This window comes from Candidatus Nitrosocosmicus agrestis (genome assembly GCF_008389435.1).
GTDB lineage: Archaea > Thermoproteota > Nitrososphaeria > Nitrososphaerales > Nitrososphaeraceae > Nitrosocosmicus > Nitrosocosmicus agrestis.
Genome location: NZ_VUYS01000001.1, coordinates 35,976 through 52,880 on the forward strand (window position 1 = coordinate 35,976; position 16,905 = coordinate 52,880).

General features: G+C 33.5%; 18 protein-coding genes and 1 tRNA gene. 6 read left to right on the forward strand and 13 right to left on the reverse strand.

Annotation, left to right across the window (positions count from 1 at the left end):
- Window position 1 precedes the first annotated feature (1 nt).
- Window positions 2-361: a hypothetical protein gene (locus F1Z66_RS00170; RefSeq protein WP_149861586.1), complete on the forward strand. Its 360-nt coding sequence runs from the start codon at window positions 2-4 to the stop codon at window positions 359-361.
- A 39-nt stretch (window positions 362-400) separates the two neighbouring features.
- Here the strand turns inward: F1Z66_RS00170 and F1Z66_RS00175 are convergent, their stop codons facing one another.
- From F1Z66_RS00175 to F1Z66_RS00195, 5 genes are all read right to left on the reverse strand, one after another.
- Window positions 401-934, reverse strand: coding sequence for a hypothetical protein (locus F1Z66_RS00175; RefSeq protein ID WP_149861587.1), 534 nt, complete (start codon window positions 932-934; stop codon window positions 401-403).
- Window positions 921-1,346 (reverse strand): HTH domain-containing protein, encoded by a 426-nt coding sequence (locus F1Z66_RS00180; protein ID WP_149861588.1) that lies wholly within the window; start codon window positions 1,344-1,346, stop codon window positions 921-923. The genes F1Z66_RS00175 and F1Z66_RS00180 overlap by 14 nt, the downstream gene beginning before the upstream one ends.
- A gap of 100 nt (window positions 1,347-1,446) precedes the next feature.
- Window positions 1,447-3,357, reverse strand: coding sequence for a hypothetical protein (locus F1Z66_RS00185; protein WP_149861589.1), 1,911 nt, complete (start codon window positions 3,355-3,357; stop codon window positions 1,447-1,449).
- A gap of 98 nt (window positions 3,358-3,455) precedes the next feature.
- Complete coding sequence (locus F1Z66_RS00190; protein ID WP_149861590.1) at window positions 3,456-3,746, reverse strand: hypothetical protein; 291 nt, start codon at window positions 3,744-3,746, stop codon at window positions 3,456-3,458.
- Window positions 3,747-3,764: 18 nt separating this feature from the next.
- A complete protein-coding gene (locus F1Z66_RS00195; protein ID WP_149861591.1) occupies window positions 3,765-3,953 on the reverse strand; it encodes an AbrB/MazE/SpoVT family DNA-binding domain-containing protein in 189 nt (62 codons plus the stop codon).
- Between the two features lie 49 nt (window positions 3,954-4,002).
- Here F1Z66_RS00195 and F1Z66_RS00200 point away from each other — a divergent pair, with 49 nt between their 5' ends.
- Window positions 4,003-4,884 (forward strand): winged helix-turn-helix transcriptional regulator, encoded by an 882-nt coding sequence (locus tag F1Z66_RS00200; protein ID WP_149861592.1) that lies wholly within the window; start codon window positions 4,003-4,005, stop codon window positions 4,882-4,884.
- A gap of 6 nt (window positions 4,885-4,890) precedes the next feature.
- Here the strand turns inward: F1Z66_RS00200 and F1Z66_RS00205 are convergent, their stop codons facing one another.
- Window positions 4,891-6,150, reverse strand: coding sequence for a hypothetical protein (locus F1Z66_RS00205; protein ID WP_149861593.1), 1,260 nt, complete (start codon window positions 6,148-6,150; stop codon window positions 4,891-4,893).
- Window positions 6,151-6,207: 57 nt separating this feature from the next.
- Window positions 6,208-6,298: transfer RNA gene (locus F1Z66_RS00210), tRNA-Lys, on the reverse strand.
- Between the two features lie 259 nt (window positions 6,299-6,557).
- On the opposite strand from F1Z66_RS00210, the gene F1Z66_RS00215 reads away from it, so the two are divergent.
- Both F1Z66_RS00215 and F1Z66_RS00220 read left to right on the forward strand, forming a co-directional pair.
- Entirely contained in the window at window positions 6,558-6,830 is a 273-nt protein-coding gene (locus tag F1Z66_RS00215; RefSeq protein WP_149861594.1) for a hypothetical protein, read from the forward strand.
- A gap of 347 nt (window positions 6,831-7,177) precedes the next feature.
- Window positions 7,178-7,450: a hypothetical protein gene (locus tag F1Z66_RS00220; protein WP_149861595.1), complete on the forward strand. Its 273-nt coding sequence runs from the start codon at window positions 7,178-7,180 to the stop codon at window positions 7,448-7,450.
- A gap of 72 nt (window positions 7,451-7,522) precedes the next feature.
- Here F1Z66_RS00220 and F1Z66_RS00225 read toward each other — a convergent pair whose 3' ends face one another.
- The 3 genes from F1Z66_RS00225 to F1Z66_RS00235 form a co-directional block, all read right to left on the reverse strand.
- Complete coding sequence (locus tag F1Z66_RS00225; RefSeq protein WP_149861596.1) at window positions 7,523-8,029, reverse strand: hypothetical protein; 507 nt, start codon at window positions 8,027-8,029, stop codon at window positions 7,523-7,525.
- A 63-nt stretch (window positions 8,030-8,092) separates the two neighbouring features.
- Window positions 8,093-9,847: a helicase C-terminal domain-containing protein gene (locus tag F1Z66_RS00230; RefSeq protein ID WP_149861597.1), complete on the reverse strand. Its 1,755-nt coding sequence runs from the start codon at window positions 9,845-9,847 to the stop codon at window positions 8,093-8,095.
- Between the two features lie 71 nt (window positions 9,848-9,918).
- Entirely contained in the window at window positions 9,919-10,875 is a 957-nt protein-coding gene (locus F1Z66_RS00235) for an EF-Tu/IF-2/RF-3 family GTPase (protein WP_149861598.1), read from the reverse strand.
- Between the two features lie 651 nt (window positions 10,876-11,526).
- On the opposite strand from F1Z66_RS00235, the gene F1Z66_RS00240 reads away from it, so the two are divergent.
- Window positions 11,527-12,945 carry a DEAD/DEAH box helicase gene (locus F1Z66_RS00240; RefSeq protein ID WP_149861599.1) on the forward strand — a complete coding sequence of 473 codons (1,419 nt, stop codon included), beginning with the start codon at window positions 11,527-11,529 and terminating at the stop codon, window positions 12,943-12,945.
- 340 nt (window positions 12,946-13,285) lie between these two features.
- Here the strand turns inward: F1Z66_RS00240 and F1Z66_RS00245 are convergent, their stop codons facing one another.
- On the reverse strand, window positions 13,286-14,041 hold the full coding sequence (locus F1Z66_RS00245) for a hypothetical protein (protein ID WP_149861600.1): 756 nt from the start codon (window positions 14,039-14,041) through the stop codon (window positions 13,286-13,288).
- 55 nt (window positions 14,042-14,096) lie between these two features.
- Complete coding sequence (locus tag F1Z66_RS00250) at window positions 14,097-14,825, reverse strand: hypothetical protein (RefSeq protein WP_149861601.1); 729 nt, start codon at window positions 14,823-14,825, stop codon at window positions 14,097-14,099.
- A 191-nt stretch (window positions 14,826-15,016) separates the two neighbouring features.
- On the opposite strand from F1Z66_RS00250, the gene F1Z66_RS00255 reads away from it, so the two are divergent.
- Complete coding sequence (locus F1Z66_RS00255; RefSeq protein ID WP_149861725.1) at window positions 15,017-15,439, forward strand: acyl-CoA thioesterase; 423 nt, start codon at window positions 15,017-15,019, stop codon at window positions 15,437-15,439.
- 114 nt (window positions 15,440-15,553) lie between these two features.
- On the opposite strand, the gene F1Z66_RS00260 is transcribed toward F1Z66_RS00255, so the two are convergent.
- Entirely contained in the window at window positions 15,554-16,615 is a 1,062-nt protein-coding gene (locus F1Z66_RS00260; RefSeq protein ID WP_149861602.1) for a hypothetical protein, read from the reverse strand.
- Window positions 16,616-16,905 lie beyond the last annotated feature (290 nt).

Genomic DNA, 16,905 nt, shown 5'->3' on the forward strand with positions numbered 1-16,905 from the left:
AATGTCAAGTAGTTGGCATATTAAGAAAAGTAATCATAATATCGACGCTTGTAACTACATGAATGTTAAAACCCCTCAATATATGGATTGGGAAGTGGTAAGTATTTTTTATTCGTCATTACATTTGATTAATGCATATTTTGAGAAATTTAATCCTCCTGTCCCATCTAAACATAATTTTCGAAACGAACGCGTAAGAAGAGATCCCAATTTAACAAAAATTAGAGCACCATATCTAAGTTTGTACACTGTATCTAGATCCGTTAGATATGATAGAGACGTCAGTAATGACAGCGAGGTAAAGGCCGCTATGAGAGATTACAATTTAATAAAAAATCATCTCAAGAATTACGGCATTTAGGTTTTTGAAGAATATTTATCTGCTAATTTTAGACTAATTTCAACTCTTCATTATGGATTCAATTAGTTCTTCTCCTAATTCCTTTTTATAATCTTCAATTTCCAAAATTTGTATGCTATCGATAAATTCTTTGACAACTTGTTCATCCTCTATTCTTCCATTTTCTTTGCAATAGGGACAATCTGGAACACATTGGTGCCCGGTACAGTATTTCGCATTTGCTCTATCTCCCGAATAATCTAGTTTCTCCATTTCTATGTAAGATGGATGGAAATAGTACATTTCTTTCCTTTGTCTATATCGTTCTTCTGGAGTATAGTTATTCAAACAATGTGATAAATGATATTCAAATTCTTCAGAGGTATATTCTTGTCCATCAAGATTACCTAAAGTTGGATTTCCTCCTTGTCTTGTATATTTCTCCATTCTAATCGCATGGTATAATCCAAACCTTTGCGTCTTTTCATTTTCATCTTTGTTTAAATTATTATCTTCAATCTCGTTAGCCTTTTCTTCTACTTTCTTAATTTTCTTGGATAGATCATCAAGCGTTTTCTTTTTAATTATTCTCAACCCTCTCTAACCTTTCCTCTAGTTCCTTTAGATAGATAAGCGAAGGTCCCTCCGCTATGAGTTTAAACAAAGACTCATTACATTCTTTCGCCAATTTCAGAGCATTTAACTTGTTCATCCATGTTACCTCATTATCAGCATCTTTGTTGTTGTAAATATTCCAGCATTCATTCAATACTGTTTTTATACCCTCAATGGATGTTTGATACATAAATGGTAAACTTTCCTTGACCATGGAATTTAGATTGTTACTTGATTCTCTAGACAGATATTGTATATCTCTGCTGATAGTGGCAGGGTCTACTCCTAATTCAGTTGCAATCTGATATCCTTTAAGCCCTTTTGTTAGTAATACAAGTACTCTTTCCCTTCTGTATGATATTGTTTTATTATACGAACATGAAAGAGTCATTTTAATTGCGGATATTGCATATATCTAATCTCAAAATAATAAAGATATTGCATGGAAATAATAATCATTAGCATAGATGGCAATTAAGAAGTTATAAAAGTCAAGCCTCAAAATCTTTTCCATCTACTTTTTTGTGAAGATCAGATAACTGAATATGACGAACTATTTCCTCCCGATGGATATTCTTAATATTAGGATGCTCTACACAAAAAAAGAACGGTTTCTTATAAGGTATTTCATAGTCATCTGCTGCTTGACCTTGACTAGTCTCTGAATTTTCTTTTCTTTTATGACTATTAAGGTAGATAAGGTAATGAGATTCTCGCTCTTTTTCAGAATTATGTAATGCTGATTTTAACACTTTTAACGGTTCTAACACTTTATCAGAGTCCTCATTGGTTTTTTTATCAAAATTATTAGGTATAGAATTAGTATTTTCTAGATTACTTTGTTTGCTCTCTTTGAGATTTAAGGATATCTGATCCATTTTCGTTCTCTGGTTTTTTGTCTGTATGTCGCTCTTGCTCTCTATATGTTTCCAAAAAGTGTTAATTGTGTTAATTGTGTTAGTTTTGGACTTGTTCAATATTTCTATCTGTTTTATGGGTAAATAGTTGTCCTCAAGTCTTTTTAATCCTATGTTATCAAATGCCAAGATCCTATGTTTTCCGTCGTGTTCTCTTTTAGCCCCAAACTTGTCCTCGCATATTCTTGAAATCAATGTTTTAGACACAGTACCAAATTCATTTGTTTGATAACTATGAGGCTTTGAAGGGATGGCATTCCCTGGAAGGGTACATACAATTTCCCATATGTCTTCGTTTGTGAGCCTGTATCCATTATTTTCTTTAGCCAAATCCTTCACAATTGAATAGATAAAAGAATCAAGCGAGTTTAATTTTCTATTTCTTTTATCTGCTATGAACTTGGATAATGAATCGAGAATATCTTTTAGTACATTAGTATCTTGAAATAACCTTATCAGAGGCTTGCAGAGTTGTTTTTCTCTATTCTTAATGGAGAGATTTAGATCAGGAATAGGTTCATCATAATGCATTACCCTGAAAATAAGTAATAGTTTTCTTAAATCCTCTAGTTCTCTTATTAATTTCTTGTATTTTTTATCTCCCGCATCGTTCACAACTTCAAGGATATCGAATAGAGGGTTTCCTGCCGTGCACTGAATTGGAAAAATCCTTTCAACGAAACCCTTCGCTTTATAAAATCCTGGTTGTCTTTCAGAAGTGTATGCTTTAAAACTGTAGGTGTTAAACCTTTTTTGAGGCTTTGATTTATTAACTCCGCTAGCCGAAGAATCATACATCCTGGTGACTTTTGATCCTCTTGTATATCCTGATTTGTAAATTTTCATTTTTTCTGGTTGTTCTTCTATGTCATCGATTTCATCTTCAAGAATTATGCCTTGCCCTTCCTCTTCTTGACCTAAGAAATTATAGATGTTAGCCGGACTGATGTTTACATCTTTGAGTGGCCTATATGCTAATTGCTCCAGTACTGATAGCGCGTTACTTTTACCAGTATTGTTATCACCTACAAAGAAAAGATAGTGTGTCATCCCCAATTTATCTTGAAAATAAGTGAAAATTGTATCAGCAGCACAGAGGTCTAGCGTCTTTTTGTCAGTATCAAAATATTTTTTCCAGATATTCTTTGTTTTCACAAATAATGAGTCCAGAGTTTCTTTTGATGCTCTTTTGATATAGAAGTTTATTTCATCGATGGAAGAAAAACTATAGTCTTTGCTAAGATATTCAGTCTTATCTGGAGGTAAGATTAACTGTCTATCTAAATCAATATTGTCTCTCAGAATGGCTTTACCATTACTTATTTGTAAGAACAATGGTAGATTTCCACCGATCAAAATGGATTCCGCAAGAGAAATATCCTTGCTGTACTTATAAAAGATGAACTTTCTTTTGCCGACAGATTGATCTTCAGTATTATTATCTGCTTCTTTGTTCTGGGAACTATTAGTTGGTTTACGAGACAATTTGAACATCACGAACTAAATTGAAAATGTGAAAAGAAATGATATGTTAGAGAAACAATTCTCCCAATATTGGATCTTTAATCATAATGTGTGTCAACTTACTGCTTTACTTTAATAGTGTATTCTAACAAGTCAATCTTGTATTCTTCAGCAATTATTTTCTTGAGGATGGTTTGCTGTTCATCTTCGGAAAACCGGCCTAGAATACTTACGATTGATTGGCCACTTTCAGAATTTCCTACATGTATTGTAATAATAGATAATCCTCTGTCAATCTGGTCCGTTATGCAATTTAAAGTTCTTTTTTTAGTCCAGATATAACGAGTTGAATCGTCAATTACGTTGACTAGCAGATTCTTCAGTCGTTGAATATCGCTATTTTTCATCATTTTTCTACACCTCTATTTTTATGCTTTTTCTACGATAATCTTGTTCTCTTGCTGATAGACTTTGACAAAATCACCTTTTCCAATACCCAGGTTGATTGCGAACAATTTTGGTAGTACAAATGAAAAAGAATGCTCACCTACCAGACCTTGGATTTTGCGATATTCTGTCTTGTTTTCGATTGGTTCGTTATTTTCTGAAATTTCCATATTTTCCATTGAATAAAGGATATATATATTATGCCATATTTTGTGGCATATGATTGAAGATGCCACAAAAGGCGGGAAAGATCTAATCCAACTAAAAAACAAAAGGCTAATGAATGAAATTATTAAAGCAGTGATGAAGAATGGAAAAATCGGGTTATCTCAGAAAGAATTATCGGAAATGGTTAACATGAATAGAGAAACCTTAAGAAGATATATGAATACTCTAATGAATCATGGCTTAATAAAGAGATATAGTGAGAAGGGGAAATACTATATTAATCCCCTCTACCTCGGAAGGTCATATATTGGTGGAATAGCGTTCAGTTCACATTTCTTAAATGAGATACTGGGAGAGGACAATATTGCTCCCAAATTCAAAAGAAGAATGATTTCAACTGACTACTACTCAAATGATCTAAAAGAAAACAATACCTTTGGAATAATGTTTGACGGTACAGAAGAGAACATATCAAAAAAAGTCTTGGATAATATTTTTAAAGATGAGGTTAATAAACTTCAAAAATCTATATTTGAATTTGCTAATCAAATTGGTGCATATCATATTTTTGTGTACTTAGTAACACTGGAGAAATACCACGTTGACAAAAACATTTCAGAGAAACTAACCCCAGAGGACATAGAATGGCTCCAGAATGCGTTATCGTCGTTTATTATCGACTCGTATTATAAATTTCGAGACAAGGTATCAAATTATGAATTAAACGAGGATCAAAAAAATAAGATTAGTCAATATATCAAGGACAATAAATTACAAACTACTAAATTGGAAAAGATAATTCATGCCGAGATGTCCTTGGCTTCACTATATCCTATAATATACACAATTCTCCAACAATTTGACATTAAAATACAAGATGACAACATGATCATGAAAAACGATCTAATTGACTACGCAGGAAAAATTGAATGAAAATAACTATGGTTTCTCCTCTATTCTTTGTATTCTGTCCAATACTATTCTGAGTTGATCTGAAAGTAAAGATATCGCTTCATTGTTCATTTGATCTTGCTCCTTTAGCAATTTGATTTCGTTTTCCTTTTCTTGTAATTTTCCATTTATGATGTAATTACTATTTTGATTTACAACTTCAAGATCCTGTAGTTTCTTAGTTAATTGGCGACTGTCAGAGTAAAACGTAAGAACATCTGTCGCCTTCAAATAATCCTTTAAGACATCTTTTTCCAAGGGTTTGTAATAACTCTTCGATATCCCTAAATCATGTCCAAGCAAGATTTCAACGTTTGCTGGTTTCATAAAAGGTTCACAATTGGTTTTGAAATATTTCCTAAAACCGTGTAAGGCCTTGAATTCATGACGCTTGTCACCTCTTTCTAGTACCGGTCTGACATTCTGTTGAAATAATCCCTTGCAGACTAGGCTCTTTATTCCACTGCTCTTTAGTTTTATGGGATTTTGTGCCAATCCTGTTTTCGATCCATATCTCATATTTGTTGTCTTCCAAAGGTTTCGCATCAACCAACTTTCTCCAGTTATCTTTTCGCCATATGATTCTCTATATGTCATCCAATCCTTCAATGATTGATAGGCTTCTACGGTAATGAAAGAATAGTATTGCTCATTTTCACCTGGATATACAATGATCTTTGCAGCAATCACTTCAGAATTTTTTTCTTCATCCATAATTGGAATAACGTGTTTCCATCTAAGATAATCCCATGCACCTAACCTTATCCCAGATGATACCATTGTCAATACGATTGGCTTAATTCTTCTATCAGGATATTCCAATAACTTTTTTATTTCATCTTTAGTAGGCACTCTATCTTCTGAAGCATGTCTTCCCTTTGGAATACCCCTAGTTACTAATCGCCAGTTAATGACAATGTCATTCATATCACAAAACAATTTTATTGGTTTATAATAGTTAGGAATGGTTGATTGAGATATTTCTCCTCTTTTGGCCCGCTCATTTTGGAAGATGAAATAGTTTAACAAAGCATTTTGAAAAGTCTTTGGGTCTTGATTTATGAATTCATAGAACTGATTAGCCTTTTCTTCGATAGTTGATCCTTGCAGTTTCAAATAATCAAGAAAAACCTCCATTCGTTTTGGATACTGTCTTTTTGTTTCTGGGGCCTTTAGTGCATAAATAAACCTAAAATATGGAGAATCCATCATGATTGGTCCATTAGTGGTATGCTCAAATGATTGCAAATCTTGTCCCTAACGATATCCATCACTTCGGGCCTAAAAAAGGATTCAGTTATGAAGCGGGCCCGTGGGGATTCGAACCCCAGACAGCCGGATTTCTTTCTTTTTTAAGTTAAAAGTCCGGTACTCTACCTGGCTGAGCTACGGGCCCATCAATTCCTATACAGGACTAGTACAATTTAATTTTATACATTAAGATTATACACATCAAATTTAGGGTGGCCAAAAAATAAGCCATCACAGAAGCACGATCCTATCCGGGATCCTCATAATCAAATATAAGCATTTTAGAAAATAAAATTAAAATAATATTCGTACAAATGTTTTTACAACTTCATACTATCCAAATAAATCAGTAACGAGTATCCAAACTATGATATAATTAATTTCAATTATACAATTCAATTACAATGAGTAGTATAACAAAAACCCACAAAGTTGGACTATTTGCAATGTTCATTGCAGCAGCCCTCATAGGTTCAGTAGTAGCTTTTGATAACATGGCATATGCAGGTGGAAGTCACCACAAAAAATCAAACGATGCAGAACAAGAAATTGAACAAGGACAAGCAAGCGAACAATCTGGACAATGTGTCACCGGTACAGTATCACTCATAAACTGTAACAATGTAGGGTTATTCTTCCAAGATAACGACGGTAACATCGCCGCAGGACAACAATAAATCTTTTTTTTCTTTTTTGATTTTAGAATTTAAACAAATTATACCTAATCATCTATTTTCTACTTTAAAGTCATTATATGAGTACAACTTCCTTCACTCATAATCATAAAAAACAATAAATCCAATAATTAATAATTCAATTAATATAAACAGGCATAACTACAAAAGTATTTTTTAAAGTAACAAACATCGTTATAATAAGATAACAGGTAATGCCAAGAACAAAAAGCATTTTGACCAAATTCAATTTTACTAAAAAAATAATAGAAAACTATTTCAAATAAATAAAGCAGTAACGAGTATCCAAACTATGATATAATTAATTTCAATTATACAATTCAATTACAATGAGTAGTATAACAAAAACCCACAAAGTTGGACTATTTGCAATGTTCATTGCAGCAGCCCTCATAGGTTCAGTAGTAGCTTTTGATAACATGGCATATGCAGGTGGAAGTCACCACAAAAAATCAAACGATGCAGAACAAGAAATTGAACAAGGACAAGCAAATGAGCAGAATGCACAATGTGTATCTGGCGACTTCACAATTGCTGGATGTAACAACTTAGGTTTATTGTTCCAATTCCAAGACGGTAACATCGCCGCAGGACAACAATAAATCTTTTTTTTCTTTTTTGATTTTAGATTTTAAAAATAAATAGTACTTGTAACAAAAAAAATAAATCAAATTTCATTTGGATTTTTCTGTTCTATCAAACAATAATTCTCCTAGTATCCACTTTAATTCCAAGTAACGACATTTACTTTGTCTATGAAGGTGACTGACGTCTGTTGTCAATTGCTTTAACGCGGTGTGCTGTGGATCATCGCCATCTACATTAAATTCTTGATCATCAATCAATCCGCATTTTTCTTGCCTATAAAAAGTTGTTTTACCATCAACATCAACAAAAAGTAAAAAGGAAATTACGCTATTATATTTATCTTCTAAAAATATCTTTTTTCTCTCATGATAAGATTTACCATGTGAGGATCTAGAAGCGTCCTGCAATAATACCATATACTGTTCCAAACAAGGGATTACTTTCTTTATAAAGTTTCTAAAAGAGTTTATTTCATCATGAGACAATCCAAACTTTGTGCCTTCATCCCACTGAAAGAAATAATTACCAAATCTAATCTCGGGTTTAGAAAAGCATTCTTTATCACTTTTTAAAAAAACCTTAGAATATATCATAAATCTTTACAAAACAAAATAAAATACAATAAAATACAAGTCAAACCTAATACCAGAGTTTCATCAACGCGTTATAATTGCCTCTGAGAACCATTTTGGAATCATGTCCTTGCCGTTTCTTAACAGAAAAGATACACTACTGTCTAAAATGTAAGTATTAGCATAATCTTCAGAATTTCTAACGCTTCTTCCATATGCTTGTATAAGCCTCAAAATAGTATTCCATTCGTACCACTTTGGATTTCGCTGTTTCATAACAGATACTTTCTTGTCGGTCAAATCAGGATATGGGACTTTTACTATTATTTGAAACCTAGATAAATCATCCTTAAGGTCGACTCCCAAAAACATGGAAGGAGAGATAAGCACAGTAGGTTTAGCACTTTGCACATGTTTTTGAATCATTTCATTTCTATCAAATTTTGGATTGGTCTCAATAAGCCTAGCAAGATTTGTCTTTGACAGATTATTTTTAATAAACTGAACCTGTGAATAAGAAGTTGTATGGATAATACCTTTGTCATTTTTATGAACCGAAAGCAAGTTATCAAGCACCTTTACTATATTGGGCAAGGATTCATTCATAGTTCTTGCATTTAACCATGCAACGTTCATCAAGTAAATAGGTCTGTTTTTTACAGGAAAATCAGAACTTTCAACTTTTATGAATTTGACGTCATCGTTTTTTAACCCCACAGCTTTGCATAGATTCTCCTTACTAAGGATGGTAGCACTCATCAGCAAAGATGTTTCACCTTTTTCAAAAATATCATTAAAGTAGCTGGATACTATCAGGGGTTCTAACTTTATCCTGGTAATACTGTTATCAATTTCATTTTTGGTAACGTGAGTAACAAGCCAGTTTTCTTTATGTGACTTCATATCGTTCAAATACGAAGATAAGTTTTTTTCAAAAGCTATGGCATCTATGAGATTTTTTTCACTTATGTGCATATCCTGACTTCCATTTCTGGTACCTTCACTACTGTAATCACCGCTGCTTCCCCCTGACCCCAAAATGTTGGCAGCTTTATCCACGTATCGTGAAAACCTCTCCTTTAATGAACTACAAAATTCTATCCACGTTTCAACATCTGTGTGTTTGCTTTCAGGTAAACTTATCTTTGGAAAGAATCTTGCTAACGCCTCCTTACTAAATAAGACGTTTTTAAAAGAGGAAAGTTCTGATTCCAAAGTGTGTGCCTCATCTAAAATCAGCAACTTTCTCTTGTTCATTCCCGCCGAATAATAAAGGTCAGACAAAAAATATTTGTAATTATAAATAGTATGGCTTGATTTAAGTGACATCCATTTCTGATGGTAGTACAAGCATGGTTTCCACTCTATTCTAATTAACTGAGAATGTTCTTTTGCCTTGTCATAATATTTTTTTAGTGCAAATTTGTTAATATCTATATTTTCATAAATTGTTCCTTCTGCAGTAACCTCATAATCACTCATCTTGGTTTTATAAAGGCAATCAAAATCGTCATCCTTTAAACATGGTCCATAATCACAACTTTCAACCACTCCCATATCCTCCTTGATAATGCAAGGAAAGTTGTTTCGTCCTTTTACCTCAGACAGATAAGGAAAATCGCGGTTGTACTGAGTTTGAAGATCCTTGGTAGATGTGCAAATATGTGAACTACCTAAAAAGCGAGCCAAAGTCACGGCTACGGCGCTTTTTCCAAATCCAGTTGGGGCTTCCAAAAATATGAATTTATATTTAGATTTAAGAGCCTGATCAAGTTCGCCAAGTATTTTTTCCTGTTTTGGCCGAATATTATCTAGGGGAAAGAAGCTTCTAAGAGACATAAGAGGGGATGGTTATCAGTAGGCAGACGGCTTATTAAAGCCTAACCAAATACTCATTGTTTATGAAATCATTATTCTAAAAGTCCATAACCCATAATTCTCATGCCTTTAGAATCTGGTCTAAACAAAATGCACATTTCATTTTTAAGATAGGCAACAGGTTTTTCAAAAGATATTTGTAAAGTAGATTCTGGTAGTTGTTTTACTTTTACCGTTCGAATTTGCAGTCCTACACTAATCATGTAATTTTGTGTCTCAGAAATCTCTTCTTTGAAATACTTGTTTTTGATAAACTTTATTTGAAAATCAGTATTTGCTATTTTGGCAAGTCCCGGACTAGTAATAACATCACCCCTCGAAACATCTTTTGCTGATACAGCCTTGATGGCTAGACCCACCCTGGAAGGTCTTTTTGAAATAGTAACAGGGTCATCGTGCATTTGAATTGATTTTACAAGTATAGGTTTATTGTCTGGACTAAGCACGAGTTCATCATATGTTTTAATTTCACCTTGTTTTACCGTACCTAAAATGACGGTGCCAACACCTTTTACATCAAATGCATGGTCTACTACAACACAGGTGTTTTTTGACTGCTCATCATTTGACTTTTCGGCATCACCCTCATTTGGTTTCATTTCAGAGACCTTGGCTTTGAGTTCTTCTAAACTGTCTAAAATAACAAAGGATGAAAGCCCCGTATTCTTTATGATATTTTTGATTTTTTCAGGATCAACTTCATAGCTATGCAAAATAAAACCATTTTTTATACCCAAGGTCTCTGCTGCTACGATTTGTTCACCCAAAAAAGAATCTAATTTTGAAATGTTTATTATAGCATAATCGGCCATTGCTACAGATTGCAACAAAGGCTGAAGTTTTTCTGGATAAGTATTTGCAAAACAGTATGAAATTATATTTTCATTGGTTTTCTTATCATGAATTGTAATATCACTGGAAGTTCCCTTCTTGCCCAATTCACTGGCAATAGAAGTGTCTCCCAGTATGACAAAATTAATACTATTCAAATCTACCAATTAATTTGATTTTTTAATGAATAAATTCTTTCCCTAAGAAAAAGACTATATCATGTTGTTTAAACCCTTTTTCAATAATAGCATCAAAAACTAATACAAGTAGATATAGCACATTTAACTACAGACGTCATTATAAAATATTCGTAAGTGGTTTTTTAAATCGTATAAAAATCTATTCTGATCATATAAAAAAACATTTTCATTATTCGCTAATATAGTTTTTTTTAAATCGCAAATAGGGTTTTTGTAGGTCGTATAAAAACTATTCTGATCTTTTAAAAAATATATCGTTGTAAATTCAAGCCAATAATAAAAAAGTATAGTGTTATACAGAAGTTGTTAATGGTTTTTATATAACGATAGTAACTCGGTATTCTACCTCTAATGACCGCACGCACCGATCTGAATGGGCGCTATTTTAAACGAGGCAAACAAAACAACACATCTATTTATCATAGATTTTTAGAGTTTTAGCAAAAAAATATGATTGAAATATAACTAGCTTTAGAAAACATCTACAATAGTTGTCTAATTGTTTGATAACCTAAAATTCGCTTTCTTTATAAACTATAATCATGTTTGTGATGCATTGCTATTTATAAGGTATAACCACATTTAGTTAAACTGAGCTGAATATATTAATTGGTTAGTTTTGAAGAACTCGGTATTGAAACATCTATTGTCAAAGCATTGAAAGAAACAGGGATCGAACAACCATTTCCTATTCAAGAATCAATAATTCCACTTATCTTAAAAGGAGAAGACGTTATTGGTAGATCGAATACAGGAACTGGTAAAACAGCCGCATTCGTCCTACCTATGTTGAGTAAGTTAAATCCTAAAAATTTTTTACAGGCACTCATTTTGGTTCCAACAAGAGAACTAGCTGTACAAATTACAAATACAATAAATCAACTTGTAAAGTATAGCAGTCTAAAGTCCGTTGCAATCTACGGCGGACAAAACATCCAAATGCAAAAGAAAATACTCAATAGAGGTGTAAATATAGTAGTTGCAACTCCAGGCAGACTTTTAGACCACATGAATCAAAGAACTATAAACTTAAGTAAAATTAATTTTCTCGTTCTTGATGAAGCAGATAGAATGTTAGATATGGGTTTCATTGATGACATCAAAGAAATCCTTTCTTATATGGACAACAAAAAACAGATCTGCCTTTTCTCTGCAACTATGCCCGATTCCATTGTCCAGCTTGCAAAAGAGCAAATGACTCATCCAAAACAAATAAGCATCGAAAAGACAATATCTCAAGAAAACATAAATCAGTCGTATTTACTTTTAAACGAAAAAGACAAATTCAAACAATTGGTAAACACATTAAAACCCATCTCATCCGAAAAAGACAGTCATATAATAGTGTTTACTGCTACAAAACAAAGAGCTAGGGACTTGACTTACAAGCTCCGAGATGATGACTTTTTCGTAGAAAGCATTCATGGTGACCTAAATCAAAGACAAAGAGAAAGCACATTATCTAGATTCAGAAGCAAAAGATTCAACATCCTTATTGCAACAGACGTTGCCTCAAGAGGATTAGATATTGCTTCAGTAAGCCATATCATCAACTATGATATCCCAGATGATGTTGAGACCTATTTCCACAGAATAGGAAGGACTGCTAGAGCAGGAGCAAACGGCACTGCACTATCTTTTGTCTCCCAACACGACATGTTTACCCTGAGAAAAATCCAAAATATAGCAAAGAATTCACTAAAGAATCTAAATACGGAATACGGGATCGAAGTAGACTTTAATTTGAATAGTCCTCCCAGACCAAACCGTTTCAGATCTAATTACAGCCGTGGAAGAAGTAATTACGGTGGAGGCGGCTACGGTGGAGGCGGCTACGGTGGAGGCGGCTACGGTCGCGGTGATGGTGATGGCAGCAGAAGACGAAGTTATGGTCGCAGTAAGATCCCAGCAGAACAAACAGCAAGAAACAACTTTGATAGCAACAAATACCAATCAAGAAGATTAAGCGGGATCACCCGACCACTAGGTAGAAGAAATAACTATAGCAGAAGAGACTCTTCTGACTAGAAAAATCACACAAAAACAAACAAACAAACAAAAACACTTGTATTAGAAAATACACGATTTATTTTATTTAATTTTATTTTTTTAGAGCAAAAATCAGCAATTAATAGGTAGGAAAATAAATAGATACACATTTGCTAACAGGATTAAAAAAAAATTTCAACAAATAACAAGTATTATAACACTATTTCTAACTACTACTTCTGTTATTATTATTTTATTATTGCTACTGCTAATAAAAAGGATCCATATCAAGTCACAATTACAGTTATCTAAATAATTGAAAATGTGACTGGTACATTATTTTCTAAGAAACTAAAAGAAAAAAGAAAAAAATTGGTTTTTATTCTTCGTGAGAGTGCTCGCCTAATGGGGAGATCTCATTTATTCCAATTACTACTGTAGATGTTGCTGGAAAGTCGATATCATCTGTAGAGTTATTTTGTATTGCTATATCAGTTAATGGGTTGGTTTCACTTGATTCCAAGTCTACATGATAAAGACACAATTCACCGGCTGCAGAGAGCTCTGGTATGAATTCAAGTTCTGCTGGTGCAAGGTTTGGTGCCTGACCTATCAATACATTTACTGCAGTAGAATTATCTCCACCACATGGAAGCTTTGCTGCAATGTGGCCGTTGTTTATCTTATATGGAGTTGTATCATACAAGTGAATAAAACTTCCCTCAGGTAAGCTTTGACCCTCTAACAATATAGTTTGTGAATCCCTAGCAACTGTGCTATCGTCGTGTGTTGCATTTTCGGTATACTCTTCAGATGTTTCTCCTGCAAGATCATCTCTTGGTGCAGCACTTGTAGCGTTGTCGGTTGTTACCACACCCTCAGCGCTTGTGGCATTTTCATTTCCAGTTGTATCAAAAGTTGTAGAATTGACATTTGTTGTGGGTAATAATTCCTCCTCTGGAGGTGCTGTTTGAGTTACATTTGTTGAATTATCAAGTGGTACGTCTGTCACATTTAGTGCGTCAGAGAGTGTTTCATTTTGTGCATATACGTTGCCATTAACTGAAACAATTGCGGTTGTAAGTACAAAAACTAGAAAAAGTGATACTTTTGTACTAGTCGATTTTTTCATCATCAATCTATATTAAAAATCACTAGTATTTATGTCATTTTCAGTACAATCATCGAATCTAGGGTGTTTTTTTAACACCTCCATGTCTTTTCAGTCTAATAGTATAAGAAATAGCAATTAGTGCTAGAACAGGGATGTAAATATAGTAATAGGTTGTAACAAAAGTGATTATCAACCCGTTAATCCTATCCAGTATAGGAGCCTGAACATCAATCTCAAAATTAACGCTCAAGGTATCCATAGTATAAAAAATATCTTTTATATCTACAAAAAGGATGTATTTTCCAGGTTCATTAAATGTATAGTTAAAATCATAGTGTCCTTGGCTAACTATTGTATAGTTATTTGCATTTGAATATACAGGCTTTCCATCTTTGAGTATGTAAAAAGAGACAGGTAATTCTATGAGTACATCTCCTGCAGTAGATTTTACTTGCATTAAAAAGGATGTTTCTTTGCCCATCATTGGTTTGGATGGATTTAGCAATAGTTCCACAACGTAATTTCCTGCAGATTGGTTTTGAGCACCATTCAGAGTAGTATCAGTTGGTCCAAAAAAATGTCCATAGGCTTTATGCAGTTCATATATGTGGTTGTGGTGATGATGGAGGTAGTCATCAAAGAATAAAAAGTAAAAAGAAAATAAAAGAAATAAAAAAAGAAACGAGATATGAATAACAGAAAAATTATGAAAGACAGAAGATTTCCTTCCACAATAACTAAATTTATCGAAACTGACAAAATTTAGAAATGAAAATAATCCAGCGAGTCCAACCGAGTTAGACACAAACATAAAGAATATTGAATAAAGTTTAATATAAATTCAAGAAAATACTTGTGGTCTTGTACCAGTACCAATTATTTGATATTTAAGAATTAATACTCGCTTGTCATATATTTTTAATATTGACTGACGAAATTGATCAAAACTTCCCAAGAAAGACAGTTCAAGAATCAGAGGCTGAAACAACAATAGTAATGCTACCTTCAGATGCCAACCCCCTTGGAAATGTATTCGGAGGTATGATTTTAAAATACGTAGACCTTTTGGCAGGGCTAGTAGCAAAAAGACATGCAGGGCATGCGAATATCGTAACTGCAAGCATTGACAGCATGACATTTTTAAAACCTGTCTATATTGGAAATGCATTAATTCTGAAAGCCAGAATAAACTACGTCAGAAGAAGCTCAATGGAGGTAGAGGTTAAAATTGAAGCTGAGGACCTAAACAAATCACAAAAGGTCCATACAGGTACAGCATATGTAACCCTCGTTGCACTAGATGAAAAGGGAAAACCCACAGAGGTTCCCAAGCTAATGCTAAATGGAGAGGAAGAGGAAAAAAGGTTTAAGGAAGGCCAAGAAAGGATGGAATCGAGGCTTAGAAGTAGAAAAAAATAGAAAAAAAATTCTCTTCAATTTCATTGCGGGGTCAGTGTGGTTCATCTAGTGAAATTAAGTCCAACGACAAGGAATCAAGCACAATATATATAATCTACTAATAAAGAAAGGATATTAAGAGTAAAAAATCTTGGATTCATCTAAAGGGTAAACATACACATTTGCATACTCATCAGCCTCTATCTTTGTAGAATTCAATAGTAATGCTTTTTCAAGTTCTGATTTATCAAGCCCTAGACCACTCTTACCAAGAATACAGCTATTATCTATGGGATAGCCAAGGGTTGCAGGGTTAAAAGGTTCCAAAGTGATTCGTTCTTCTGCTAACAACCCCGCATCCCTCATAGATTCAGACATTTTTCTTCCCCCATCATTTAATAGGTATTTTATTTCATAATTTCTGCGAAGCATCCGAAGACCTTCGTACACATCAAAGTCATCATCACCGGTCTTCAAATAACTTATGAGTTCCGATTCTTTTACTACGGATGAAAGATATTCGTAAATAGAGCGAGTTGTCATAATAATCACCTTTTGTCTGTTCTTTGGATCAAGCATTGCAATTTCATTTCTTTTATAAAAATCCAAAAATCCAGACCTTGATACACTTTCGAGGGAGCGAATAGAAATTACAAAATAAAAATTATCACCTTTTACCAGCCTTTTAGAAAGACTAAGGAGTTCATCGTAAATTATAGGATAATCAGGCTTTAAATGATTTCCAAAAAAATCCCAAGACCAAATTTGACCATGGTTTTCCATCATGTTGTTCACGGTAACAATAATGGCATTATTTCCTAAGATCATTCGATGCAACGAAGCAAATACGTTGTCACCGAGTTTTCTGCTACCACCTGTTAGAATAGTAACTCCACCACCTTTTACGCCCAAAAGTTTAAAAGCATACACACCACTGTTCGGTGCAAATGCCTCTGCTGCAATAAAGCTCGTCGCCTGATAGGGAACACACATCCTGTCAACAAATGAGTCAGAAGCCCCAATAACCACATGAGGAAGTACTTTGGCAAGATTTGGACAACCAAGGTCGGTCAGAGTATCAATAACTTTAAGACCTCTCCTTTGAAGATGATCCAATGCCTTTTTATTTAAAAGGTTTTTTTCAAACAGCATGTCTAGTTTTTCAAAATACTCATTTCTAAGCAGTTCAGCATTCATCTCTTAAAACAAAAGAATAAGAATGTGCCAAGTTAATTATCTATTTCTTTTGTTTTTTATAATTTAGCCAGATTATAACTCATCCGATTAAATAATTAGATGGACAAGACAAAATTACTTTATATATCTATTCTCGAATTTATTGCAAATTATTTATGCTGCATCTTATTTCATATCAACAAACCATTAGAAAGAAACTATCAAAAAATATTTTGTGTTCAGTAAACAGCACAATTTCGAAGAACTATTGACCTGATACTATTGTTTACAAACCCAGTCTTCATACCCGT